The organism is Enterobacter cloacae complex sp. IR5450, from assembly GCF_049238665.1.
Lineage (GTDB): Bacteria > Pseudomonadota > Gammaproteobacteria > Enterobacterales > Enterobacteriaceae > Enterobacter > Enterobacter hormaechei_C.
The window spans coordinates 23,062-46,292 of sequence record NZ_JBMKIC010000029.1; the positions used below are offsets into that span (position 1 = coordinate 23,062).

A 23,231-nucleotide genomic window follows, 5' to 3' on the forward strand; every position below is an offset into this window, starting at 1 on the left:
AGAGAAGATTTTGCTAACTGTTATTGGAAACGCGGCAGATTACTTGCGGTACTCAGTAATGTGATTCTGAGCCGAACGCGCTGCGGCCAGGTGGTCGAGCGTGATCATTGGCGATTTGCAGAAAATGCATTTCGCGCCGAACGGATTTTTGTCAGACACATCAAAAGCTGAGGTGCGGTACTGCGAGCCATGACAGCATGGGCAGCGGAAATGGATATAAGAAGTCATAGGATTCTCCTGTAAACGTAAAAACGTAAATTACTCATGAGCCGATCAGGCAAAAAATGGTTCGATACAAAACTAATCGGAATGTAGATAAAGACCCAAGAGAGGCTGCGGAGAGGCACAACGTGATGAGAACTGCTTTATAAAACTACGTCAGATATTTATTTGGATTCAAAACCAGAAATTCATTAACGCATGTTGCTGGCGACAAAGCAAGCTGTTTAATGCGTAATAATCATAAAAAGAAATTTTTTATTCTTACTTGTTAGCTATACCAGCCAGATAAAGTTCACCTTTTCACACAACTGTTATAGATAAATTATCAGTTTCTGCTTCTGATATCTCATTCCCCCCCTCTTTATCATAACAGTACACCGTTTAACATTGAGGCAATGCATGTTTGGTCCAGATGCGTTTCATCTTGCGCGAATACAGTTCGCCTTTACCGTATCCTTTCATATTATTTTTCCGGCGATAACCATTGGCCTGGCGAGCTATCTCGCCGTGCTGGAAGGGCTGTGGCTGAGAACAAAAAATCCCGTCTGGCGATCGCTGTACCATTTCTGGTCAAAGATCTTCGCCGTCAACTTTGGGATGGGCGTGGTCTCCGGCCTGGTGATGGCTTATCAGTTTGGCACCAACTGGAGCGGGTTTTCGCAGTTCGCGGGCAGTATTACCGGCCCCCTGCTGACCTATGAAGTGCTTACCGCGTTCTTCCTTGAGGCGGGGTTCCTCGGGGTGATGTTGTTTGGCTGGAATAAGGTCGGGCCGGGGCTGCACTTCTTTTCGACTTGCATGGTCGCACTGGGGACCCTCATGTCTACGTTCTGGATCCTCTCGTCAAACAGCTGGATGCAGACACCGCAAGGGTATGAAATCATCAACGGTCAGGTCGTTCCGGTGGACTGGTTTGCCGTGGTGTTTAACCCCTCCTTCCCTTACCGCCTGCTGCACATGTCGATAGCGGCATTTCTCAGCAGCGCACTGTTTGTTGGTGCCTCCGCGGCCTGGCATTTGCTGCGCGGAAACAATACCCCCGCTATTCGCACTATGTTCTCCATGGCGTTGTGGATGACGTTAATCGTGGCCCCATTCCAGGCGCTGGTGGGGGATATGCACGGGCTTAATACCTTAAAACACCAGCCAGCGAAAATAGCCGCCATCGAAGGTCACTGGGAGAATCCGCCGGGTGAGCCTACTCCACTGCTGCTGTTTGGCTGGCCGGATATGGAGCAGGAACGGACCCGTTTTGGTCTGGAAATTCCCGCTCTCGGCAGCCTGATCCTGACCCACAGTCTCGATAAACAGGTTCCGGCATTGAAGGAGTTCCCAAAAGAAGATCGCCCGAACGCCACCATTGTCTTCTGGTCTTTCCGCATCATGGCCGGCCTGGGGATGTTGATGCTGCTCCTGGGCGTGACGGCAATCTGGCTGCGTTACAAACAGCGCCTTTATACATCACGTTCCTTCCTGTGGTTTGCCCTGCTGATGGGACCGTCCGGGCTGATCGCGATCCTCGCCGGATGGGTAACAACGGAGGTCGGCCGCCAGCCGTGGGTCGTCTATGGACTACAGCGTACGAAGGATGCGGTTTCCGCGCATGGCGATCTGCACATGAGCGTCAGTTTGCTGGCCTTCTTCGTAGTTTATACCGCGGTATTCGGCGTGGGTTACAGCTATATGGTGCGTCTGATTAAAAAAGGGCCGCAGCCCCATGAATCCTTCGCGACTGAATCCGATGGCCGCCCTGCTCGTCCGCTTTCTGCCGTCACCACTGAATTTAAGGAGTAACCGTAATGGGTATCGATCTTTCCATTATCTGGTTCGTGATTATCGTTTTCGCCACGTTGATGTATATCGTGATGGACGGTTTTGATCTGGGGATAGGCATCCTGTTTCCGGCAACGCCGAATGCGGACGACCGCGACGTGATGGTCAACAGCGTGGCTCCCGTCTGGGATGGCAACGAAACCTGGCTGGTGCTTGGCGGTGCGGCCCTGTTTGGCGCCTTTCCTCTCGCCTATGCGGTTATCATCGACGCGCTAACCATTCCACTGACAATAATGCTGATCGGGCTTATATTTCGTGGGGTCGCCTTCGAATTTCGCTTCAAGGCCACTCCGGCGCACCGCCCGTTCTGGGATAAGGCCTTTATTGGCGGGTCAATTGTGGCGACCTTCAGCCAGGGCATCACCGTCGGTGCGGTCATCCAGGGGTTCAGCGTCACCGGTCGAGCTTACAGCGGTGGTCCGTTTGACTGGTTTACCGCGTTCAATTTTTTCTGCGGTGCGGGTCTTGTAGTGGCTTACGCGCTGCTAGGATCAACGTGGCTGGTAATGAAAAGCGAAAATGCCCTGCAAAAGCGGATGCGTCAGGTATCGAAAGTGCTTCTGCTCCTGCTTCTGGTATTCATTGCAGTAATCAGTATCTGGACCCCTCTCGCCCAACCAGCTATTGCTGCGCGCTGGTTTACGCTGCCGAATCTGTTTTATCTGCTGCCTGTTCCTGCGCTGGTTGCGATCCTGAGTCTGTGCCAGTGGCGCTGCCTGCACGATCCTGCGAGCCATACCCTGCCGTTTATCATGACGTTAGGGCTGGTTTTTCTTGGCTTTAGCGGGCTTGGGATCAGCATCTGGCCGCATATCATCCCGCCGGACATTACCCTCTGGCAGGCCGCTGCGCCAGCCCAAAGCCAGGGCTTTATGTTAGTGGGTGCACTGTTGATCATTCCCGTGATTCTGGTCTACACCTTCTGGAGTTATTACGTTTTTCGCGGAAAAGTACAGCATGGGGAGGGTTATCACTGATGCAACAACCTGTATGGAAACGTTTGATGTGGCTTGCCATCATCTGGGGCGGCGGCGTCCTGGCGCTGGCCTGCGTAAGTATGCTCTTTAAAATGCTGATGGCCGCAGCTGGATTTAAATCGCACTAACTCGCTGACCGGGCGCGCCGCCGCCCGGTCCCTTCCCGCACTTTCAGATAAACCCCATTAACACTCAGGAGGGTATGGTTACACTGAAAAAATATTTACAGCATTGATAGTTTGAGTAGAAAAATGAAAAAGCTCGCGGCAGTAAGTTTAATCAGCCTTGTACTGGCTGGATGCGTTAATCCTGGTAAAGCCTCCGTTCAGACCGATCAGTTAGAGAATCACCGTTTCGTTCTTGAAAATGTGGATGGCAAAGCAGTCAAAGGCGGGAAAACGCAGCCTGACATTCGCTTCAGTGCGCAACCCAATATCAGCCTGATCAACAACATTGTCGTCTCCGGCACAATGTGCAACGGCTTCAACGGCCAGGGTAAACTGTCCGAAGGAGAGTTGACGGTCAAAACGCTGGCAATGACGCGGAAACTCTGCACCGAGCCGCAGCTAAATGAACTGGATCAGACCATCGCCGATATGCTACGCACAGGCGCACAGGTAGACCTGACCGAAGACCAGTTAACGCTGGCGACAGCCAATAAGACATTGATGTTTAAGCGAGTTGAATAACTCAGTAGCTTCCGCACGAACCAACGGCAAGCGACTGCTCACTACAGCGTTTGCCATTTGGCAACGCGCACATGCCGATGGCTGAGCCGTCGAGCTGACGGGCAACGGAGAGTGAACCGCCGATCATTGCGCAGTTGGCCTGACCTGAACTGGACATAGCCGCTCGCATACCCGGCGTAACGTGTGCCGCTGTCGCCTGCTGTACAGGTTCATTGCTGCATGCCGACAACAGTAACGCGGCACATCCGACCCAAAATGCTGAACGCATACCTTCCTCCCCATAATTAACGCGAAACCTATGCATAATAGGCATCACGCGCCGCATCGTCGAGAGCGGATGTGCGTATTTATGCGCCCTGGTAACAATTTCTCGCAATTTTTTAACGCGAATAGCCTTCGAGTCATTGATACAGCGCATACCAAGGACACAAAAGCGAAAATCGTAAAACCTGAGCTTTGCTAAAATACACAGATAATATTCAGGGTCTGTCGTCGTTTTACAGACCCCTCTTTTTGCGCAATGTAAGGGTGTTGTCCTATGCAAACTATTGACGGCAATGGTGCAGTCGCGTCTGTTGCGTTTCGTACCAGCGAAGTGATCGCCATCTACCCCATCACTCCCAGCTCCACGATGGCTGAACAGGCTGACGCCTGGGCTGGTAATGGGATAAAAAACGTCTGGGGCGATGTCCCGCGGGTTGTTGAGATGCAGTCCGAAGCCGGGGCCATTGCCACCGTGCATGGTGCGTTGCAGACCGGTGCCCTGTCGACCTCGTTTACGTCGTCTCAGGGGCTGCTGTTGATGATCCCCACGCTTTACAAGCTGGCAGGGCAATTAACGCCGTTTGTGTTGCACGTTGCCGCACGCACCGTAGCCACTCACGCTCTCTCTATTTTTGGCGACCACTCAGACGTGATGGCCGTGCGTCAGACCGGCTGCGCTATGCTCTGCGCCAGCAGCGTACAGGAAGCACAGGACTTCGCGCTGATATCGCATATCGCTACGCTGAAAAGCCGAGTGCCATTTATTCATTTCTTCGATGGTTTTCGCACGTCCCACGAGATCAACAAAATCGTTCCACTGCCGGACGACACCATTCTCAATCTGCTGCCGCAGGCTGACATCGATGCGCATCGCGCTCGCGCCCTCAATCCGGAACATCCGGTGATCCGGGGTACCTCTGCGAACCCGGATACCTATTTCCAGTCCCGCGAGGCGACAAACCCGTGGTACAACGCGGTGTATGAGCACGTTGAACAGGCGATGGACGATTTTGCCGCTGCGACGGGCCGCGAATATAAGCCGTTTGAATATTACGGTCATCCGCAGGCCGAGCGCGTGATCGTCCTGATGGGCTCTGCCATCGGCACCTGCGAAGAGGTGGTCGATGAGCTGCTGACGCGTGGTGAAAAAGTTGGCGTGCTCAAAGTTCGCCTCTACCGTCCCTTCTCAGCGAAACACCTGCTCGCAGCCCTACCGGACAGCGCGCGTGCCGTGGCAGTACTGGACCGCACCAAAGAACCTGGCGCACAGGCTGAGCCACTTTATCTGGATGTGATGACCGCACTGGCTGAGGCGTTTAACCGCGGTGAGCGCGAAACGCTGCCGCGCGTCATTGGCGGGCGTTATGGATTGTCTTCAAAAGAGTTCGGGCCGGAGTGCGTCCTTGCGGTATTTGCTGAACTGCGCGAGGCAAAACCGAAGCCGCGCTTTACGGTCGGCATTTATGATGACGTGACTAACCTTTCTCTCCCTTTGCCGGAAAACACCCTGCCCTCGAATGCGAAACTGGAAGCGCTGTTCTACGGTCTGGGCAGCGACGGCAGCGTCTCGGCGACCAAGAACAACATCAAAATTATCGGCAACTCTACGCCGTGGTATGCGCAAGGATATTTCGTCTACGACTCCAAAAAAGCGGGCGGACTTACCGTCTCCCACCTGCGCGTCAGCGAACACCCGATCCGCTCGGCATACCTGATTTCTCAGGCGGATTTTGTTGGCTGTCACCAGCTCCAGTTCATTGATAAATATCAGATGGCCGAGCGCCTGAAGCCCGGCGGTATTTTCCTGATCAACACCCCTTACAGCGCCGACGAGGTCTGGGCACGCCTGCCCCAGGAAGTGCAGGCAGTGCTTAACCAGAAACAGGCGCGCCTGTATGTCATTAACGCCGCGAAGATCGCCCGCGAATGCGGCCTGGCGGCGCGCATCAATACGGTTATGCAGATGGCGTTCTTCCACCTGACCAATATTCTGCCGGGCGACAGCGCGCTGATGGAACTCCAGGGGGCGATCGCCAAAAGCTACAGCAGCAAAGGTCAGGAACTGGTTGAGCGCAACTGGCAGGCGCTGGCGCTGGCCCGCGAATCGCTGTTCGAGGTGCCGTTGCAGCCGGTCAATGCCAGCAGTCCGAACCGGCCGCCAGTGGTGTCTGACGCCGCCCCGGATTTCGTCAAAACCGTCACGGCGGCGATGCTTGCCGGACTGGGAGATACCCTTCCCGTCTCTGCGCTTCCGCCTGACGGCACCTGGCCGATGGGCACGACCCGCTGGGAAAAACGCAACATTGCCGAAGCGATCCCTATCTGGAAAGAAGAGCTGTGCACCCAGTGCAACCACTGCGTGGCGGCCTGCCCGCACTCGGCCATTCGCGCCAAAGTGGTGTCACCAGAAGCGTTAGATGGCGCACCGGAAAGTTTGCACTCGCTGGATGTAAAATCCCGCGATATGCGTGGTCAGAAATATGTTCTTCAGGTGGCGCCGGAAGACTGTACCGGCTGTAACCTGTGCGTCGAGGTGTGCCCGGCGAAAGATCGTCAGGACCCGTCAATCAAAGCCATCAATATGATGTCGCGTCTTGAACATGTTGAAGAAGAGAAAGTGAATTATGATTTCTTCCTCGACCTGCCCGAAATCGATCGCAACAAGCTGGAACGCATTGACATTCGTACCTCGCAGCTCATCACCCCGCTCTTCGAGTACTCCGGGGCGTGCTCCGGCTGCGGCGAAACACCGTATATCAAACTGCTTACCCAGCTTTACGGCGACCGGATGCTGATTGCCAACGCGACGGGCTGCTCGTCGATCTACGGAGGTAACCTGCCGTCCACGCCGTACACTACCGACGCAAACGGTCGCGGCCCGGCGTGGGCAAACTCGCTTTTCGAGGACAACGCAGAATTTGGTCTGGGATTCCGTCTGACGGTCGATCAGCACCGCGCCCGCGTAATGCGTCTGCTGGCACAGTTTGCCGATAAGATCCCGGCAGAACTGAATGATGCCCTGCATGCGGAGGCCACACCTGACGTTCGTCGCGCGCAGGTTGCTGAACTGCGCCACGCGCTTCAGGGTGTTGAAGGGGCTGAACAACTCCTGACTGATGCTGACGCGTTGGTTGAAAAATCTATCTGGCTGATCGGCGGCGACGGGTGGGCCTACGATATTGGTTTCGGTGGTCTTGATCATGTCCTGAGCCTGACCGAAAACGTCAATATTCTGGTGCTCGATACTCAGTGTTATTCCAACACCGGCGGACAGGCCTCGAAAGCAACGCCATTGGGGGCGGTCACGAAATTTGGTGAGCACGGCAAGCGCAAGGCGCGTAAAGATTTGGGCGTCAGCATGATGATGTATGGGCACGTCTACGTCGCGCAAATTTCGCTTGGGGCGCAGCTCAACCAGACGGTGAAAGCCATTCAGGAGGCGGAAGCGTATCCAGGCCCGTCGCTAATCATCGCCTACAGTCCGTGTGAGGAGCATGGCTACGATCTGGCACTCAGCCACGACCAGATGCGTCAGCTCACCGCAACCGGCTTCTGGCCACTGTACCGCTTTGATCCGCGCCGTGCCGATGAAGGGAAATTGCCGCTGGCGCTGGATTCGCGTCCGCCGTCAGACGCCCTTGCCGAAACCTTACTTCAGGAGCAGCGTTTCCGCAGGCTGAACGCCCAGCAGCCTGAAGTAGCAGAGCAGCTATGGAAGGATGCGGCAGCGGATCTTCAGAAGCGTTATGACTTTCTGGCGCAACTGGCAGGAAAAGCCGAAAAATCGACCAGTGAATAACCTGTATGCCCGGCTTGTCCGGGCATTTTTTTGCTATAAAAAAGCCCGATGCACGTGCACCGGGCGAATCCAGAAGATCGGTGAAAATTGCCTCAATGTTCTGAACAATATTCACGTGAATTATGGATGAAATAATCTTAAAGGCATATAACGGCGTGGAGATTACCTTGTTTTCCTCGTAATTAATAATTTTTATTTTGTATTGATTATAATAATCCATTCATGACGTTTATCATTATTTCAACCGCATCATTTAGTTTAGATTTTACTTAACCCGTAACAATTATATTTTATTCATCCGCCGCCAGAGTGATTTAGCATGGGACACCTTTCCAGCCCGGAAAGTTCACTAAGCAATAAAAAAATAACTGCAAAGGAATAATCAAAATGCAAAGAAAAGTACTGGCACTGATGATCCCCGCTTTGTTAATGGCTGGAGCCGCTCACGCAGCTGAAATTTATAATAAAGACGGCAATAAACTGGATCTGTATGGCAAAGTAGATGGTCTGCATTATTTCTCTGACGACGCGTCTAAAGATGGCGATCAAACCTATATGCGTCTGGGTTTTAAAGGTGAAACCCAAATCAACGACATGATGACCGGCTTCGCCCAATGGGAATACAACATTCAGGCAAACAACACCGAAGGTTCTGACAATCAGTCCTGGACGCGTCTGGCCTTCGCGGGCGTGAAGGTGGGCGATTACGGCTCCTTCGATTACGGCCGCAACTATGGCGTCCTGTACGACGTTGAAGGCTGGACCGATATGCTGCCAGAATTTGGTGGCGACTCTTATACTTATGCCGATAACTTTATGACCGGTCGTGCAAACGGCGTGGCGACCTACCGTAACACCGACTTCTTTGGTCTGGTGCAGGGTCTGAACTTCGCGGTGCAGTATCAGGGTAATAATGAAGGTAATAACTGCGACGAGAATTTCTGCTCTACCAATGAAGGGACCAACAACGGTCGTGATACACGTCATGAAAATGGTGACGGTTACGGTATATCCGCAACCTACGATTTCGGCATGGGCTTCAGCGCAGGTGCAGCATATACTTCATCTGACCGTACCAACGATCAGGTAAATTACACTACTGCGGGCGGCGATACTGCGGATGCATGGACCGCAGGTCTGAAATACGATGCCAACAACATTTATCTGGCGGCAATGTATTCCGAAACCCGCAATATGACGCCGTACGGCGACAATGCAGATGCGGTGGCAAACAAAACCCAGAACTTCGAAGTCACCGCACAATATCAGTTCGATTTCGGTCTGCGTCCGGCCATTTCCTATTTACAGTCTAAAGGTAAAGACCTGGGCAATGGCCAGGACGATAAAGACCTGGTAAAATATGCTGACGTCGGTGCTACCTATTATTTCAACAAAAACATGTCCACCTATGTTGATTACAAAATCAACCTGCTGGATGAAGATGATTCATTCTACAAAAACAATGGCATCGGTACGGATGACATTGTAGCGTTAGGTCTGGTTTACCAGTTCTAATCCCGTTAGCCCGCAGCGATCTGCGGGCTAGTTTTCATCGCTGTTTCGTCTGTTCTTTACGGAAAGAGAGATAGCCAAATACCCCGCTGTCGCCATCCATAGGGTGATTTACTCCATCCATTACCGCCACTTCCGGGAAGTCGAATGGCGTGACATTTTCCAGACAGGCGACATTCACACCATATTCATTGGGATTGGAACGTCGTTGGTGGAACGTGTAAATACCGCAAATCGAACAGAAGAAATGGCGCGCCGTGCCGGTGTTGAAACGGTACTCTGTGAGCGTGTCCGCGCCCTGCGTCACCTTAATGCCCGTCAAAGGCGCTGAAACCACGACCGCCCCACGCATCCTGCAAAACGAGCAGCTACATCGACGTGCGGTATTCAGGCCGTCCGTCAGCTCAACCGTAAATTTCACCGCCCCACAATGACACTGTGCATGACGAATGTCAGCCATCGCTTATACCCCTTTTCTCACTAACTCAGCCGCTTTTAAAAAGACCTCATCTTCGACACCATCCCCCTTCTGCCTGCCGAGCCTTACCAGTTCATCGACAATACTTTCACGGTTGATGATCTTCTGGGATGAAACCAGCCCGATAACGGCGGCACCAATCGCCAGCCCAACTAATCCTGTCTGCTCGTCTTTATTTTTCATAGAAGCGCTCCCTTGTCCTCCTCAAAAGCGTAGCAGGAGAACTGTAAAACGCGCTGGTACGCGGGAATGAAATCCGTGCTTTATCTCACCCGTTCATCCGGCAAAAAAGGGATGGATTCTGAGCGGTTATCAGACGACGTTGATGAGGATAACGTGAATAGCGGTGCGCGTAGAGAGGCCGTAATGGGTGTTAAAACCGCCTTCGTAAAGGCGGTTGGTCATTACTCTGGATCTTTATCGCCTGATTCAGGCGCTGAGCCAGGATCATCTTTCGGTTTTCTTCCATCCTTTTCCGGGTTATCCGGGCTGGGATTATAATCAGGATGGTCACCATGAACGGGACGGTCAGTCATTTTCACCTCCGTTTTTACTGCGTAAGCTGTAAGTGTAGACAACCCTTCAGTCTTAACCAAACTTCTCCTGTGGGGCTCATTTGTAAATCGTGCTGGCATTCGGCGCTGCAATCCGTACTATACACGACACACTTTCGCATGCTGGTTTTTACCGGTAGCCGCAAACCCGTCTTTTATCGCTAACCAGATGGGGCACGTAAATGCGCAGATGGTGTATGAAATCTATGCTACATGGATAGAAGAGATGAACACGAAGCTGACGCTTTGAAATCGTTTTCCTCACCCTGTGCCCCATTTGAGATCTGAGTAACGAATAGATGCAAGAAAATCAAGAGATTAACAAGAAAGAACAGTACAACCTGAATAAGCTACGCTGATTTTGTTAACTCATTGATTGCTTTCGTTTTGTTAATTTATTCAATTAGTTAAAGCATAGCAGTTTCTCCCTAAAGCTACCCAGTAATACATTTTTAATGCCCTTTTTTTGCCCCTATTCCTCAGTTTTGCCCCTAAATTTGCCCCTAACTTTAGCCAGTGTGCCCTCCTTTTTCTCCCTGCCATATACTTTCAGTCTGACTGACTGGAAGTTTCTATGTGTGGACGTTTTGCACAAGCCCAAACCCGTGAAGAATATCTGGCTTACCTGGCCGATGAAGCCGATCGTGACATTGCCTATGACCCGGAACCTATTGGCCGGTACAACGTCGCGCCTGGAACCAAGGTTCTGCTGTTGAGCGAACGCGACGAACAACTGCACCTCGATCCGGTGCTCTGGGGTTACGCGCCCTGGTTGTGGGATAAGCCGCCACTGATTAACGCGCGCGTCGAAACCGCGGCCACCAGCCGAATGTTCAAACCTCTTTGGCAGCATGGCCGGGCGATCTGTTTTGCTGGTGGCTGGTTCGAATGGAAAAAGGAAGGAGACAAGAAACAGCCCTACTTCATTCACCGCGCCGACGGCCAACCCATTTTCATGGCAGCGATCGGCAGCACGCCTTTCAAACGTGGAGATGAAGCAGAGGGATTTCTGATTGTGACGTCTGCAGCTGATAAAGGACTGGTCGACATTCACGACCGCCGCCCCTTGGTTCTGTCTGCAGAAGCGGCACGTGAGTGGATGCGTCAGGACCTAGGCGGTAAAGAAGCTGAGGAGATAGCAGCCGACGGCGCTGTGCCAGCCGACAAGTTTATCTGGCACGCCGTGACGCGTGCCATGGGGAATGTGATAAACCAGGGTCCGGAGCTAGTCAAGGCATCAAAATAGTAAGGTCAAAAGAAATCTGTCATGTTCGAAATGAGCGAAATGCGGACATTATGACTTTATCACTCTCCAAAAGTTGAACTTAATATTCATGACATAAGTCTCTTCAGCGAAGACTTTAAAGCATCTAGAAAGACAGTAACGCGGCATGGCAGGTAGCGCTTTGTCGGAAACAGCGCCCATATTGCCAGCATGTGGCAATCAGCATCATTAAGTGATATTTCGACGAGTTCTCCGCTTGCCAGTTCAGAGTGAATATCTGCTTTTGTTAGTTGTGCCAGGCCCGCTCCGGCCTTACACATACTTCGGACACCTTCTACATTGTTACAAATGAACCGTGGCTCAAATAAATGACTGAGTAGGTTCCCATCTTTCACAAATGTCCACTGAGACACCATTGCCGTTCTCAAACACTGATGATTGGTCAGTTCTGCCAGAGTGGTGGGAATCCCGTGCTGGGACAGATAAGCAGGTGAGGCACAGAGGACCCGGGGGTTGCTGCTGAGTCTGTGGGCAATCAGGTTCGAATCCCTGAGCGGGGCAACCCTGATGGCCACATCGTACCCCTGACCCACGATATCCACCACGTCATCACTGAGGTTGAGATCGATTTTCATCTTTGGATTCCGTTCCATGAGGTCAGGCAGCAGGGGAAGTATGTAACGCCGGCCGATGCCGGAGGGTGCCGTGATCTTCAGCAGGCCTGACGCCCCGCCAGCGTCCTCGCTGAACATAATCCGTGCGCCCTGCTCTGCTTCCATCATGGTTCTGGCATAGGGAAGAAATTCTTCACCCTCGCTGGTCAGCGACACCGCGCGGGTCGTGCGCTGAAACAGACGCGCGCCTAAATCCTTTTCCAGCTGGGCGAGATGTCGCGACACGCTCATCGCGCTCATGCCAAGTCTGCGCCCGACCTGAGAAAGATTGCAGGTTTCCGCAAGAACGATGAACAGTTCGACGTCACGAAGATTCATTTTATCTATTTCCGTTATACAGTGATGCATTTCTTACCAGTATAACGTTACGGATAACGGCATTATAATTATTTTTATTATAATTGTTACCAAGGAGTCACCATGCGCCACGCATCATTATTCGAAGCCACATTTATTAACCGCACTCTGTTCCGCAATCGCATCATGGTTGCCCCTATGACGCGTATCTCCGCATCTGAAACCGGCGTACCGGGTGAAAAGATGCAGGATTATTACTCCCGCTTTGCCCGGGGAGGTTTCGGCGCCATCATCACCGAGGGGATCTACATTGATCAGGCGTGGTCACAGACCTATGCGTTTCAGCCAGGCATCGTGAATGAAGAACAGATCTGCGGCTGGAAAAATGTTGTCGAAAAAGCACATCAGCGCGGTGCACGGGTCATAGCCCAGCTCATTCATGCCGGCGCATTGTCTCAGAAAAATATCTACCGTCCGGACTCTGCCGGTCCTTCCGCCGTGAAACCTAAAGGGCAGCAGCTTGAGTTCTACTATGGTTCCGGGGAATACCGCACTCCCCGGACACTCAGTGAAGAGCAGATCCGCGACATCATCTCCAGCTTTGCCGACAGCGCGGAGCTCGCCGTCAGTGATGCAACATTTGACGGCGTTGAGATCCATGCGGCGAACGGGTACCTGCTTGACCAGTTCCTGACAGACTATACCAACCAGCGTATTGATGGATGGGGCGGTTCCCTGGAAAACCGGCTGGCCATTACGCTGGAAGTTATCCGTGCCGTGCGCGGTAAAATTGGCGCAGAAAAGACGCTGGGCGTCAGGATTTCGCAGGGAAAAGTAAACGATTTTCATCATAAATGGAAAGAAGGTGAGGACGGTGCCAGGAAAATCTTCGGTCTGCTCGCCGATGCCGGCGTGGACTATATCCATGTGACCGAATACAAATCCTGGCTGCCTGTATTCGAGAACAGTGACAAGAGCCTTGTTGAGCTTGCCCGTGAAGCCGCTCCGGAGACCATCATCATTGCTAACGGTGGGCTGGATGACGGTGAAACGGCAGAAAAATTACTGGATATGGGCGCTGATTTTGTTTCTATCGGCAAGGCAGCATTAGCAAATCCTGACTGGCCACGAAAGGTCCGTTGCGGTCTCCCGCTTCACGATCTGCCTGACGATATTCTTTCACCGGTTGCAGACATCAAGGAAAAAGAACGATTTTAATTGTTATTTACCATCGGCACTAATAAAGGACGTCAAAATGACTGACAAGACTAAAAAGACGATCAGGATTTTATTTCCACAGTGGCAGGGAGGCAATCAGGAGCTCTACGGATTTGGTGCCCGGCTGCTGCACTGGCTCTCTCCAGAGACGCGCGCTCCTCTGCACACCATAAGCGTACCGGAATTCAATCCGGACACGCCAGAACCGGAAGAAGGTTTGCTTTATCGCCAGCAGTTACTCAGCCAGCATGATGAGGCCTTGGCTATCCTGGAAAAGGAAGAGCCAGATCATATTGTGGTGTTTGGCGGTGACTGTCTTGTTGACCAGGCTCCCTTTGCCTGGATGAACGACAGGCACAATGGTGACATGGGTGTACTGTGGATCGATTCACACCCTGATGTGAAAACACCAGTCGACTTTACCAACGGCCATACAATGGTGCTGGGAAATCTTTTGGGCGGTGGCGATCCGGAGTTCGCTTCTAAAGTGAAGACCCCGGTGAAGCCCTCTCGCGTTATGTATGCCGGTCTGATTGAAGAGGGGCTGACTGAGCAGGAGACAGCCTTTATCAACGCACTTGGTCTGCGGATAGCCCGACCGGGCGAGCTTTACGAGAACAGCGACAAGATTACTAGCTGGATAAAAGAACAGAATATCCGCAAACTTGCTGTGCATCTGGATCTGGATGTATTGAATCCGGACGTCTTCCGTTCACTGCTGTTCGCCGAACCCGAGCCTGAGTTTGACTGGCAGGCGGTGTATCCAGTAGGAAAATTAAATCTCGCCCAGACGCTTAGAATAATCCGTGATGTATCTGCTGAAACCGAAATCGTGATCATTGGTATTACTGAGCATTTGCCTTGGGATGCCTGGAATCTTAAAGAGTTTCTTAAGAAGATTCCCATCATGAACGAGTGAAGGCCAGATCTAATGTGGTCTGCACATTCGATTACATGATGTGCGGACTACTTACATAACGTATTGGAAGTACTGCAACTTTCACATTCCATTGTCCGCTTCTAGCACAGAGCGGACTAAGACATCAGTATTATTTATCGGACTCTAAGCAAATCTGAATATCTCGTGGTATATCGAGGCGACAGCATTTCTCGCTTCATTTGCCACTGCTGCTGTATTCCCTGCCCGGCAAAGTAGAGCGTGCCTTTTCCATCTTTAGCGTTCAGGTGATCGAGCACTTCCATCAACCTTTCGCTTCCGGCTGAAGTGGTTTACTGAATTTGGCCACCTGAACAGAGGTGATATGCTCATCTCAGAACAATACAGGTGTCCCAATGAAAAAAGAAATTTCAGCGCAGAGTTTAAACGCGAATCCGCTCAACTGGTCCTTGATCAGAACTACACCGTTGCAGCTGCGGCCAGTGCTATGGACGTGGGGCTTTCTACCATGACGCGATGGGTAAAGCAGTTACGGGATGAACGACAGGGTAAAATACCTAAAGCCTCCCCTATAACCCCGGAACAGATTGAAATACGTGAGCTAAAGAAAAAGCTACAACGCATTGAAATGGAAAACGACATATTAAAAAAGGCTACCGCGCTTTTGATGTCAGACTCCCTGAACAGTTCTCGTTAATCGAAAAACTCAGAGCGCAGTATCCTGTGGTCACACTCTGCCAGGTGTTCGGGGTTCATCGCAGCAGCTACAAATACTGGGTGAAAAGCCCCGAAAAGCCAGACGGCAAGCGGGCTGTATTACGTAGCCAGGTTCTGGAGCTGCATAACATTAGCCATGGCTCTGCTGGCGCGAGGAGTATCGCCATTATGGCAACCCTGAGAGGTTTCAGAATGGGACGCTGGCTTGCCGGCAGACTCATGAAAGAACTGGGACTGGTTAGTTGTCAGCAACCCACCCACTTTCTCGATTTGTTCGCCAGGAAACCGGTAGGCTGGGCAATGTCATTCTCACCGGACAGCAAGCTAACCATCAAAGCGCTGGAAATGGCGTGGGAAACCCGAGGTAAACCAGCGGGAGTAATGTTCCCCAGTGACCAGGGTAGCCACTACACAAGCAGGCAGTTCCGGCAGTTATTGTGGCGTTACCGGATCAGGCAAAGTATGAGCCGACGCGGAAACTGCTGGGATAACAGCCCGATGGAACGCTTCTTCAGAAGTCTGAAAAACGAGTGGGTGCCAGTGACAGGCTATATAAACTTTAGCGAAGCAGCTCATGCGATCACAGACTATATCGTCGGGTATTACAGTTCGGTAAGGCCGCATGACTATAACGGTGAGTTACCCCCAAACGAATCGGAAAACCGATACTGGAAAAACTCTAAAGCCGTGGCCAGTTTTAGTTGACCACTTCAATGTTCGTCCCACCAAAAACCGATGCAGGTGATCGAGTTATCACGCTACTAGAGCCAGCACTAGAGGCCTTGAAGGCACAGCGTACACTGACTTCGTTACAGCCCAAAACCGAGATTGTTTTTCATCACCGCGAATATGGTGCGATGGAATATCAAAACCTGCGATTTGTTTTCATGCCCAGGATGCGCAAGGGCAAACAGAAAGCCTACTACTCTTTATCGAGTATCGGCTCCAGATTTAACGCAGCTGTAAAACGTGCTGGTATTCGCCGCCGGAATCCGTACCATACGCGGCATACTTTTGCCTGCTGGCTTTTATCTGCCGGCGCTAACCCGTCTTTCATAGCCAGCCAGATGGGGCATGAAAACGCGCAAATGGTTTATGAAGTCTACGGTGCGTGGATTGAAGAAATGAATGGCGAACAGGTGCTGATGCTTAACAATAAGCTGGCACGCTGAAAAATTTTTGCCCCTATTATGCCCCTATTGGCTCCGAAGGTAGTAATAAATGCAAGAAAATCAATCAAATACAAAGAAAGAGCAATACAACCTGAATAAACTGCAAAAGCGACTGCGCCGTAACGTGGGCGAAGCCATTGCAGACTTCAACATGATTGAAGAAGGCGATCGCATCATGGTCTGCCTGTCGGGCGGTAAAGACAGCTACACCATGCTGGAGATCCTGCGTAATCTACAGCAAAGCGCACCGGTGAACTTTTCCCTGGTCGCGGTTAACCTCGATCAGAAACAACCTGGCTTCCCGGAGCATATCCTGCCGGAGTACCTTGATAACCTGGGCGTTGAGTACAAAATCGTAGAAGAGAATACCTACGGCATTGTTAAAGAGAAGATCCCAGAGGGCAAAACGACCTGCTCGCTCTGCTCACGTTTGCGTCGCGGCATTCTGTACCGCACCGCAACCGAACTGGGTGCCACCAAGATTGCGCTTGGCCATCACCGGGACGACATTCTGCAAACGCTGTTTCTGAATATGTTCTACGGCGGCAAAATGAAGGGAATGCCACCGAAGCTGATGAGCGACGACGGCAAACACATCGTGATCCGCCCACTTGCCTACTGCCGCGAGAAAGACATTGAGCGTTTCTCTCAGGCCAAAGCCTTCCCTATCATTCCGTGCAATCTGTGCGGCTCACAGCCGAACCTGCAACGTCAGGTCATTGGCGACATGCTGCGTGACTGGGATAAACGCTATCCGGGCCGCATCGAAACCATGTTCAGCGCCATGCAGAACGTGGTGCCTTCGCACCTCGCCGACGTTGAACTGTTCGATTTCAAAGGGATTAACCACGGTTCAGAAGTGGTGAATGGCGGGGATCTGGCGTTTGATCGCGAAGAGATCCCGATGCAGCCTGCTGGCTGGCAGCCAGAGGAAGAGGATGCGCAATTCGATGAACTGCGCCTGAACGTGGTAGAAGTCAAGTAACCTGGCAGCGTCTCAGATATCGTTTCTGAGACGCGTTTTAAGCTTACTTCAGCAGTCGAACGCGGCAGGTTTTCCCTTTAATCTTCCCGCCCTGCAACTGTTTCCAGGCCTTATGCGCAACCGACTGGCGAACCGCTACGTAGACATGCGCAGGGTGGACCGTGATCTTGCCAATATCTGCCCCGTCGAGACCCATATCCCCTGTTAACGCCCCCAGAACGTCACCGGGACGCATTTTGGCCTTTTTACCGCCGTCGATGCACAGGGTGGCCATTTCCGCCGCCAGCGGAGCGATGCTGATATTACCTGGGGTATTCACCCAGTTGAGTTTCAGTTGCAGCATTTCCGAAAGAATATTAGCGCGCTGCGCCTCTTCAGGTGCGCAGAAGCTGATGGCGAGACCACTGTTACCCGCACGCGCAGTACGCCCGATGCGGTGGACATGCACTTCCGGATCCCATGCCAGTTCGAAATTCACCACCAGCTCAAGCGATTTAATATCCAGGCCACGGGCCGCCACATCCGTTGCAACCAGCACGCGAGCGCTGCCGTTAGCGAAACGCACCAGCGTCTGATCGCGATCGCGCTGTTCCAGATCACCATGCAGCGATAATGCGCTCTGCCCGGCATCATTCAGGGCATCGCACACCGCCTGACAGTCTTTTTTGGTATTACAGAACACCACGCAGGACGCTGGCTGGTGTTGGCTCAGCAATTTTTGTAGCAGTGGAATTTTGCCCTGCTGCGATGTCTCGAAGAACTGCTGCTCAATCGCCGGCAACGCATCGACAGTATCGATTTCAATGGTCAGCGGGTTCTTCTGCACGCGCCCGCTGATCGCCGCAATCGCCTCAGGCCAGGTGGCAGAAAAGAGCAGCGTCTGACGCGTGGCTGGCGCAAAGCGGATCACTTCGTCAATCGCATCGCTGAAGCCCATATCCAGCATGCGGTCAGCTTCATCCATCACCAGCGTTTGCAGTGCATCGAGTGAAACGGTGCCTTTTTGCAGGTGATCGAGCAGACGGCCCGGCGTTGCCACAATGATATGCGGCGCGTGCTGAAGGGAATCGCGCTGCGCACCAAACGGTTGCCCGCCGCAGAGCGTTAAAATTTTAGTGTTAGGCAAAAAACGCGCCAGACGACGCAGCTCACCCGCGACCTGGTCGGCCAGCTCGCGCGTCGGGCAGAGTATCAGGGACTGAGTCTGAAACAGGGTTGCATCAATGTGTTGTAACAGGCCTAGCCCGAATGCAGCCGTTTTTCCACTGCCGGTTTTCGCCTGCACGCGCACGTCACGGCCTTCAAGGATAGCCGGCAGCGCGGCGGCCTGGACAGGGGTCATAGTGAGGTAGCCCAACTCATTCAGGTTAGTCAGTTGGGCTTCAGGCAGAACGTTCAGCGTGGAAAAAGCGGTCACAATATACTCTCGTGGTAATGATTGCAGTCAGATGGCGCGTATCCTCGCAGATCTGCGCTAACGATGCGACAATTTAATCGGTTCTTCATCCGGTGGTGGATCCGGCATCGGCTGCGGACGTGGGACAGGGTCAGGTATCGGCGTCGGATCGGTGGGCACCGGATCGGACTGCCAGGTGTTCAGGCGTTGCAGGGCAAGTAGCATACTCATCTTTTCCTCCAGATTAGGGTGCTGACCCCTAAAGGGTAGACGCAGATAAACAGGAGGCAAAAAAAAGCCGACTATGAAGTCGGCGTCGTACGAATCAATTGTGCTATGCAGTAATTCAAAAAAAGGAAGTAAGACAATATGGAGCGCAACGCCCATCGCTTGACGTTGCATTCACCTGCGGTAGTAATATTGCACCTAACATGGTCGGAGTTTATTGACTTCGCTCAATTAAAATGTCGTTTTGAAGCCGACTCTGCCACAGAAAAGCGTAAATTTACAGCCATTTACTACGATGCAACCACCACGCAACACCGCCAATCAAAACCACTAACATGACGCAAAATGTCGTGAAGCCATAGTGATATTCACCGCCGGGGATCCCTCCGAGGTTTACGCCAAACAACCCCGTCAGGAAGGTACTCGGTAAAAAGACCATCGCCATCAGCGACATGGTGTACGTTCTCCTGGCTAACGACTCCTGCATTACTTGGGCTATCTCATCCGCCATGACTGCCGTTCTGGCAATACATGAGTCAATCTCGTCCAGACCACGTCCGAGCCGGTCAGCGATATCCTGCATTCTGCGGCGCTGATCGTCGTTCATCCAGCTCATGCGTTCGCTGGCCAGCCGCGCATAAACGTCGCGCTGGGGAGTCATATAGCGGCGCATCACGATGAGCTGCTTACGCAGCAACGCCAGAAAACCACGTGGAGGAATTTGCTGATCGAGCAGGTTATCTTCCAGATCGATGATTTTATCGTGAAGTTCTTCTATAAACTCGCTGGCATGATCGGTCAGCGCATCACACACATCCACCAGCCAGCTGCCGCAATCCGTAGGCCCCGTGCCCTCTTTCAGATCGTTAATGACGTCATCCAGCGCCAGCACTTTTCGCTGGCGGGTGGAAACAATCAGCCGTTCATCCATATAAACACGCATGGCCACCAGCTGATCCGGACGCTCATCCGTACTGCCGTTTATACAACGCAGCGTAATTAACGTCCCCTCACCCATCCGGCTGACGCGGGGTCTGAGACTTTCTCCCGCCAGCGCATCCCGAACGTTGTTGGGCAATAGCGGCGTGGACGCGAGCCACTCGGCGCTGTCCGGGTGCGTGTAGTTGAGGTGCAGCCAGCATGGATGTTCGTTGTCGATATGATCCTGATCTTCAAGCGGCCTTGCGCCGCCACGTCCATCAAACACCCATGCAAAAACTGCGTCAGGTACGTTAACCTCAGACCCTTTGATGCTCTCCACAGCGCCTCCACCGTTTTATCTCTTTCGGTGTCAGTCTAGCTTTCGCCGAGGGTTAAGCAATAATTATGTGAGGCATCGTCCTGAATACGCTCAGGAATTCACCGCCCATTCGCGGCTTCTTAACGCATTGTCAGCCTGGAGCTCATTTTCCAGACGGAAATTACGTGTTCGTGTCTGGAGCTCAATCACCTGATTGCGCAGCACATCTGACGATCCATTGAGTTCTTCAACCATCGACACATTGCTCTGCGTTACGCGTTCAAGCTCAGACAATGCCTGCGTAATTTGTGAAATACCTTTTTCCTGTTCTGATGTTGAGGCGGATATTTCATCCATCAGTCTGCTCACATTGCCCGAACCGGTAACAATATCATGCATATTTTTTTCGGCTTCAGAGACCACGTTAACGCCCTGTGTCACGTTATGGCTGGTAACTTCAATCAATGACTTAATATTTTTTGCCGCTTCGGCGCTACGATGCGCAAGGCTTCTCACTTCGCCCGCGACCACAGAAAACCCTTTACCATGGTCGCCCGCTCTTGCCGCTTCAACGGCGGCGTTAAGCGCCAGAATATTGGTCTGAAAAGCGATACCGTCAATCAGCGAGATAATCTCTGTCATTTGCTGGGCGCAGTCGGTAATCGACTGCATATTGTTCGCGACCTGCCCCATTAACTCTCCGCCTTTACGCGCCTGCAACGTCGCGAGATTCGCCTGTTCGCTGGCTAAACGGGTATTGTCGGCATTATTTTTTGTACTTGCAGCCATCTCTTCCATGCTGGCTGCCGTTTGCACCAGCGAAGCTGACTGCTGTTCTGTTTTGACGGAAAGCTGCGCGCTGCGTGAAGAGAGTTGATCTGACAGGGTCATCGCAGTTTGCGAGGAGGCGCGGATCTCACGGACCAGCGTTGCAATGTTGCTGGAGAGACTATTAATCCCCGGGATCAGGCGTCCTGCACAATTGTTGCCAAATTCAGGTATCGACACGCCAAGTTTGCCTGACGTCACTTCTTCAATACTTTTTTTCACCGTATTGATCGGCGTCACAAGATATTTTGTCATGTACGCCCAGAGTAAAAATAAGGCGATGAATTGTACAATTATGACTGCAATAAAAAGCGAAGAATTCCGTGAAAATAGCGCTATAACTCCATCACTTACCAAAAATACACATAAAAGGAAATAGACAATGAACGTTCTGACACTAATATTTCTTAGCATACGTTTTCCTGGGACATTATATTTTGGTTGGCATTAAGGGTTATAGCATTGCCATACGAATTTGTCCTCACGTTCGTCGCTGGTTTGTTGTTTTGCAGTTTGATATGTGCAGTTTTACTTAAGGCGGATAAAAAGCATGTGTTACGGTAAATATCTGGCTTGTCGTTTGGTTACTGATACTCCTTCAATAACGGTAATTATATATTTAAGGAGAGATACTGTAGAGTGCCGATGTTTAGTGGTGCTTAATAAGTTAACGTAGTTAATATATATTAACTACGTTATTGCACGCCCCTTCCGTTAGGGTGGCTGACGTTCAGGCCAGACAGTCGATAGACTGGAAAAAACAGTCCTCAGTCATGAGGATATTCTCTTTTGCACTTTGATGCCCGCGACGAATATACCAGCCTGCTTCAGGCGCCATGCTTAAATGGAATATCCTTGCCCCCGACAGACTATCGGGGACAGTAATACTCATCGTCACACACCCCTTCTCCGCCCCCCTGATCACCTGTTCTGGCATAATGGTGACGCTGCGATCCCCATTTTGCAAAATGATCGTCGTAATAGCATAACGACATATACCGCTACTAAGGCTGTAGCCAACCGTACTTAAATCGGTGATATGTTTTTTAGATAAAAATATTTCAATACCAGAACCTTCAAACCATGTAATGATTTGCTGCGCAAGATCCTCCATCCGCTCACAAAACGCCCTGACTTCGGCCTCAGCCGTATTAACATAGATCGGTTTGTCCCCGATACTCTGTTGCACTTTCTTAAAAAAACGCTCTCTTGCTGACATGTCAACTCCGTGTTTTTCGCCAGTCTCATTATTCTTTTTGGTGCTTCAGCAGAGCATAGCTGGCAATCAACTGCTGAAGATGCTGTTCGGTCTGGTTTAGCTGCGCTGCTGACAGGGGTTGCCCGGCAGGTAAAATGGAAAGCAGACGAAGCTGCTCCTCAAGCGCCACTTCAGACGCATGTTCCGGCACCACTCATTCCAGTTCCAGACACGAACTGCCAGCATTTCCTGCCTGAAAGTGTAGACCGCGATGGCAGCCGAAATGCCCGCAAATGTCCAGGCCGTCAGTGGCAACCAGGCCCCACTGCTCAATGAAAGTAACCCTGTCGCCGGAGATTTCAGTACAGCAACAAGCAGCCCGGTGAAAAGTCCGAGAATAATAATCAACAGACAGTTCCACGGTGACCAGGATGGTGCCTGCTCTTTTTCAGGCACTTCCGGCAGAGACCATCCCATCAGCCAACCTCCATATCCGGCATACTTGCGATGACACTCGAACCACACTGCGTCTTGCAGCCATGCAATACAATTCCACGCCCGTTTTCTTCATACGCAGAAACATCGCATTCAATAATTTTATTCATACCGTGTTCCGGGCAACTGACGGTATCATTCAAAAGTGCGGCATTTTTACCGGATATATCGAAACTGGATGAGGCTGATGTGACTTTGCCACCATGCGTAGTGGCATCCCCTAAAACGACGACAAATTTCCCCATTTGCTAATCCTTTAATTCGAAGAAAACAACTGACTATATAGCGTTGAATTTTAGCAAACTCACTGAACAACAACCTACCGAAGTGTG

23 protein-coding genes and 4 pseudogenes are annotated in these 23,231 nt (G+C 51.7%); 13 read left to right on the forward strand and 14 right to left on the reverse strand.

Features of this window, described 5'->3' with window-relative positions:
* Positions 1-39: 39 nt before the first annotated feature.
* Positions 40-228 carry a hypothetical protein gene (locus ACOTYB_RS18885; RefSeq protein WP_003856945.1) on the reverse strand — a complete coding sequence of 63 codons (189 nt, stop codon included), beginning with the start codon at positions 226-228 and terminating at the stop codon, positions 40-42.
* Between the two features lie 393 nt (positions 229-621).
* Between ACOTYB_RS18885 and ACOTYB_RS18890 the strand changes: the two genes are divergently transcribed.
* The 4 genes from ACOTYB_RS18890 (at position 622) to hslJ (ending at position 3,721) form a co-directional block, all read left to right on the forward strand.
* On the forward strand, positions 622-2,016 hold the full coding sequence (locus ACOTYB_RS18890) for a cytochrome ubiquinol oxidase subunit I (protein WP_126525353.1): 1,395 nt from the start codon (positions 622-624) through the stop codon (positions 2,014-2,016).
* Between the two features lie 5 nt (positions 2,017-2,021).
* On the forward strand, positions 2,022-3,032 hold the full coding sequence (gene cydB / locus ACOTYB_RS18895; protein WP_022651249.1) for a cytochrome d ubiquinol oxidase subunit II: 1,011 nt from the start codon (positions 2,022-2,024) through the stop codon (positions 3,030-3,032).
* A complete protein-coding gene (locus tag ACOTYB_RS18900) occupies positions 3,032-3,160 on the forward strand; it encodes a DUF2474 domain-containing protein (protein ID WP_421765866.1) in 129 nt (42 codons plus the stop codon). Before cydB ends, ACOTYB_RS18900 begins: the two co-directional genes overlap by 1 nt.
* 123 nt (positions 3,161-3,283) lie before the next feature.
* Positions 3,284-3,721 carry a heat shock protein HslJ gene (gene hslJ / locus ACOTYB_RS18905; protein WP_003856937.1) on the forward strand — a complete coding sequence of 146 codons (438 nt, stop codon included), beginning with the start codon at positions 3,284-3,286 and terminating at the stop codon, positions 3,719-3,721.
* A 1-nt stretch (position 3,722) separates the two neighbouring features.
* Here hslJ and ACOTYB_RS18910 read toward each other — a convergent pair whose 3' ends face one another.
* A complete protein-coding gene (locus ACOTYB_RS18910; protein ID WP_003856935.1) occupies positions 3,723-3,989 on the reverse strand; it encodes a DUF333 domain-containing protein in 267 nt (88 codons plus the stop codon).
* A gap of 270 nt (positions 3,990-4,259) precedes the next feature.
* On the opposite strand from ACOTYB_RS18910, the gene nifJ reads away from it, so the two are divergent.
* Together nifJ and ompC are read left to right on the forward strand one after the other, a co-directional pair.
* A complete protein-coding gene (gene nifJ, locus ACOTYB_RS18915) occupies positions 4,260-7,784 on the forward strand; it encodes a pyruvate:ferredoxin (flavodoxin) oxidoreductase (RefSeq protein WP_045336352.1) in 3,525 nt (1,174 codons plus the stop codon).
* 387 nt (positions 7,785-8,171) lie between these two features.
* Complete coding sequence (gene ompC / locus ACOTYB_RS18920; protein WP_017382260.1) at positions 8,172-9,299, forward strand: porin OmpC; 1,128 nt, start codon at positions 8,172-8,174, stop codon at positions 9,297-9,299.
* 34 nt (positions 9,300-9,333) lie between these two features.
* Here the strand turns inward: ompC and ACOTYB_RS18925 are convergent, their stop codons facing one another.
* From ACOTYB_RS18925 to ACOTYB_RS18935, 3 genes are all read right to left on the reverse strand, one after another.
* On the reverse strand, positions 9,334-9,756 hold the full coding sequence (locus tag ACOTYB_RS18925) for a GFA family protein (protein WP_022651250.1): 423 nt from the start codon (positions 9,754-9,756) through the stop codon (positions 9,334-9,336).
* Positions 9,757-9,759: 3 nt separating this feature from the next.
* Positions 9,760-9,957, reverse strand: a complete 198-nt coding sequence (locus ACOTYB_RS18930) for a hypothetical protein (protein ID WP_003856931.1) — start codon at positions 9,955-9,957, stop codon at positions 9,760-9,762.
* A 221-nt stretch (positions 9,958-10,178) separates the two neighbouring features.
* Complete coding sequence (locus ACOTYB_RS18935; RefSeq protein WP_255301129.1) at positions 10,179-10,310, reverse strand: hypothetical protein; 132 nt, start codon at positions 10,308-10,310, stop codon at positions 10,179-10,181.
* A 70-nt stretch (positions 10,311-10,380) separates the two neighbouring features.
* Here ACOTYB_RS18935 and ACOTYB_RS18940 point away from each other — a divergent pair.
* A pseudogene (locus ACOTYB_RS18940) lies at positions 10,381-10,578 on the forward strand (tyrosine-type recombinase/integrase); the annotation flags it as partial.
* A gap of 324 nt (positions 10,579-10,902) precedes the next feature.
* A complete protein-coding gene (locus ACOTYB_RS18945; RefSeq protein ID WP_220153088.1) occupies positions 10,903-11,574 on the forward strand; it encodes an SOS response-associated peptidase in 672 nt (223 codons plus the stop codon).
* 86 nt (positions 11,575-11,660) lie between these two features.
* Here the strand turns inward: ACOTYB_RS18945 and ACOTYB_RS18950 are convergent, their stop codons facing one another.
* Positions 11,661-12,545: a LysR family transcriptional regulator gene (locus ACOTYB_RS18950; protein ID WP_047055462.1), complete on the reverse strand. Its 885-nt coding sequence runs from the start codon at positions 12,543-12,545 to the stop codon at positions 11,661-11,663.
* A 102-nt stretch (positions 12,546-12,647) separates the two neighbouring features.
* Between ACOTYB_RS18950 and ACOTYB_RS18955 the strand changes: the two genes are divergently transcribed.
* Together ACOTYB_RS18955 and ACOTYB_RS18960 are read left to right on the forward strand one after the other, a co-directional pair.
* Complete coding sequence (locus ACOTYB_RS18955; RefSeq protein ID WP_220153089.1) at positions 12,648-13,742, forward strand: NADH:flavin oxidoreductase; 1,095 nt, start codon at positions 12,648-12,650, stop codon at positions 13,740-13,742.
* Positions 13,743-13,779: 37 nt separating this feature from the next.
* Complete coding sequence (locus ACOTYB_RS18960; protein WP_045894467.1) at positions 13,780-14,661, forward strand: arginase family protein; 882 nt, start codon at positions 13,780-13,782, stop codon at positions 14,659-14,661.
* 134 nt (positions 14,662-14,795) lie between these two features.
* On the opposite strand, the pseudogene ACOTYB_RS18965 reads toward ACOTYB_RS18960, so the two are convergent.
* Positions 14,796-14,963: pseudogene (locus ACOTYB_RS18965) on the reverse strand (DUF4113 domain-containing protein); the annotation flags it as partial.
* A 41-nt stretch (positions 14,964-15,004) separates the two neighbouring features.
* Between ACOTYB_RS18965 and ACOTYB_RS18970 the strand changes: the two are divergent.
* The 3 genes and pseudogenes from ACOTYB_RS18970 to ttcA all read left to right on the forward strand — a co-directional run bounded on the left by ACOTYB_RS18970 (position 15,005) and on the right by ttcA (position 17,514).
* Positions 15,005-16,062: pseudogene (locus ACOTYB_RS18970) on the forward strand (IS3 family transposase).
* Positions 16,063-16,070: 8 nt separating this feature from the next.
* Positions 16,071-16,529 (forward strand): annotated as a pseudogene (locus ACOTYB_RS18975) (tyrosine-type recombinase/integrase); the annotation flags it as partial.
* Between the two features lie 49 nt (positions 16,530-16,578).
* Complete coding sequence (ttcA, locus tag ACOTYB_RS18980; protein WP_003856923.1) at positions 16,579-17,514, forward strand: tRNA 2-thiocytidine(32) synthetase TtcA; 936 nt, start codon at positions 16,579-16,581, stop codon at positions 17,512-17,514.
* A 43-nt stretch (positions 17,515-17,557) separates the two neighbouring features.
* Here ttcA and dbpA read toward each other — a convergent pair whose 3' ends face one another.
* From dbpA to ACOTYB_RS19015, 7 genes are all read right to left on the reverse strand, one after another.
* Positions 17,558-18,931, reverse strand: a complete 1,374-nt coding sequence (dbpA, locus tag ACOTYB_RS18985; protein ID WP_110108454.1) for an ATP-dependent RNA helicase DbpA — start codon at positions 18,929-18,931, stop codon at positions 17,558-17,560.
* Between the two features lie 57 nt (positions 18,932-18,988).
* Entirely contained in the window at positions 18,989-19,135 is a 147-nt protein-coding gene (locus ACOTYB_RS18990) for a hypothetical protein (protein ID WP_275427718.1), read from the reverse strand.
* Positions 19,136-19,415: 280 nt separating this feature from the next.
* On the reverse strand, positions 19,416-20,399 hold the full coding sequence (zntB, locus tag ACOTYB_RS18995) for a zinc transporter ZntB (RefSeq protein ID WP_023314230.1): 984 nt from the start codon (positions 20,397-20,399) through the stop codon (positions 19,416-19,418).
* 90 nt (positions 20,400-20,489) lie between these two features.
* Complete coding sequence (locus tag ACOTYB_RS19000; RefSeq protein WP_022651306.1) at positions 20,490-21,620, reverse strand: methyl-accepting chemotaxis protein; 1,131 nt, start codon at positions 21,618-21,620, stop codon at positions 20,490-20,492.
* 316 nt (positions 21,621-21,936) lie between these two features.
* Positions 21,937-22,425 (reverse strand): hypothetical protein, encoded by a 489-nt coding sequence (locus ACOTYB_RS19005; RefSeq protein ID WP_045337435.1) that lies wholly within the window; start codon positions 22,423-22,425, stop codon positions 21,937-21,939.
* Positions 22,426-22,521: 96 nt separating this feature from the next.
* Positions 22,522-22,881, reverse strand: coding sequence for a hypothetical protein (locus ACOTYB_RS19010; RefSeq protein ID WP_250018401.1), 360 nt, complete (start codon positions 22,879-22,881; stop codon positions 22,522-22,524).
* Positions 22,881-23,144, reverse strand: coding sequence for a PAAR domain-containing protein (locus ACOTYB_RS19015; RefSeq protein ID WP_032648447.1), 264 nt, complete (start codon positions 23,142-23,144; stop codon positions 22,881-22,883). Before ACOTYB_RS19015 ends, ACOTYB_RS19010 begins: the two co-directional genes overlap by 1 nt.
* Positions 23,145-23,231 lie beyond the last annotated feature (87 nt).

What these genes read in the sequence shown, in the direction of transcription:
- ACOTYB_RS18885 (WP_003856945.1), bottom strand. Translation starts at nt 228, where the DNA reads ATGACTTCTTATATCCATTTCCGCTGCCCATGCTGTCATGGCTCGCAG.
- ACOTYB_RS18890 (WP_126525353.1), top strand. Translation starts at nt 622, where the DNA reads ATGTTTGGTCCAGATGCGTTTCATCTTGCGCGAATACAGTTCGCCTTT.
- cydB (WP_022651249.1), top strand. Translation starts at nt 2,022, where the DNA reads ATGGGTATCGATCTTTCCATTATCTGGTTCGTGATTATCGTTTTCGCC.
- ACOTYB_RS18900 (WP_421765866.1), top strand. Translation starts at nt 3,032, where the DNA reads ATGCAACAACCTGTATGGAAACGTTTGATGTGGCTTGCCATCATCTGG.
- hslJ (WP_003856937.1), top strand. Translation starts at nt 3,284, where the DNA reads ATGAAAAAGCTCGCGGCAGTAAGTTTAATCAGCCTTGTACTGGCTGGA.
- ACOTYB_RS18910 (WP_003856935.1), bottom strand. Translation starts at nt 3,989, where the DNA reads ATGCGTTCAGCATTTTGGGTCGGATGTGCCGCGTTACTGTTGTCGGCA.
- nifJ (WP_045336352.1), top strand. Translation starts at nt 4,260, where the DNA reads ATGCAAACTATTGACGGCAATGGTGCAGTCGCGTCTGTTGCGTTTCGT.
- ompC (WP_017382260.1), top strand. Translation starts at nt 8,172, where the DNA reads ATGCAAAGAAAAGTACTGGCACTGATGATCCCCGCTTTGTTAATGGCT.
- ACOTYB_RS18925 (WP_022651250.1), bottom strand. Translation starts at nt 9,756, where the DNA reads ATGGCTGACATTCGTCATGCACAGTGTCATTGTGGGGCGGTGAAATTT.
- ACOTYB_RS18930 (WP_003856931.1), bottom strand. Translation starts at nt 9,957, where the DNA reads ATGAAAAATAAAGACGAGCAGACAGGATTAGTTGGGCTGGCGATTGGT.
- ACOTYB_RS18935 (WP_255301129.1), bottom strand. Translation starts at nt 10,310, where the DNA reads ATGACTGACCGTCCCGTTCATGGTGACCATCCTGATTATAATCCCAGC.
- ACOTYB_RS18945 (WP_220153088.1), top strand. Translation starts at nt 10,903, where the DNA reads ATGTGTGGACGTTTTGCACAAGCCCAAACCCGTGAAGAATATCTGGCT.
- ACOTYB_RS18950 (WP_047055462.1), bottom strand. Translation starts at nt 12,545, where the DNA reads ATGAATCTTCGTGACGTCGAACTGTTCATCGTTCTTGCGGAAACCTGC.
- ACOTYB_RS18955 (WP_220153089.1), top strand. Translation starts at nt 12,648, where the DNA reads ATGCGCCACGCATCATTATTCGAAGCCACATTTATTAACCGCACTCTG.
- ACOTYB_RS18960 (WP_045894467.1), top strand. Translation starts at nt 13,780, where the DNA reads ATGACTGACAAGACTAAAAAGACGATCAGGATTTTATTTCCACAGTGG.
- ttcA (WP_003856923.1), top strand. Translation starts at nt 16,579, where the DNA reads ATGCAAGAAAATCAATCAAATACAAAGAAAGAGCAATACAACCTGAAT.
- ACOTYB_RS18990 (WP_275427718.1), bottom strand. Translation starts at nt 19,135, where the DNA reads ATGCTACTTGCCCTGCAACGCCTGAACACCTGGCAGTCCGATCCGGTG.
- ACOTYB_RS19000 (WP_022651306.1), bottom strand. Translation starts at nt 21,620, where the DNA reads ATGCTAAGAAATATTAGTGTCAGAACGTTCATTGTCTATTTCCTTTTA.
- ACOTYB_RS19005 (WP_045337435.1), bottom strand. Translation starts at nt 22,425, where the DNA reads ATGTCAGCAAGAGAGCGTTTTTTTAAGAAAGTGCAACAGAGTATCGGG.
- ACOTYB_RS19010 (WP_250018401.1), bottom strand. Translation starts at nt 22,881, where the DNA reads ATGGGATGGTCTCTGCCGGAAGTGCCTGAAAAAGAGCAGGCACCATCC.
- ACOTYB_RS19015 (WP_032648447.1), bottom strand. Translation starts at nt 23,144, where the DNA reads ATGGGGAAATTTGTCGTCGTTTTAGGGGATGCCACTACGCATGGTGGC.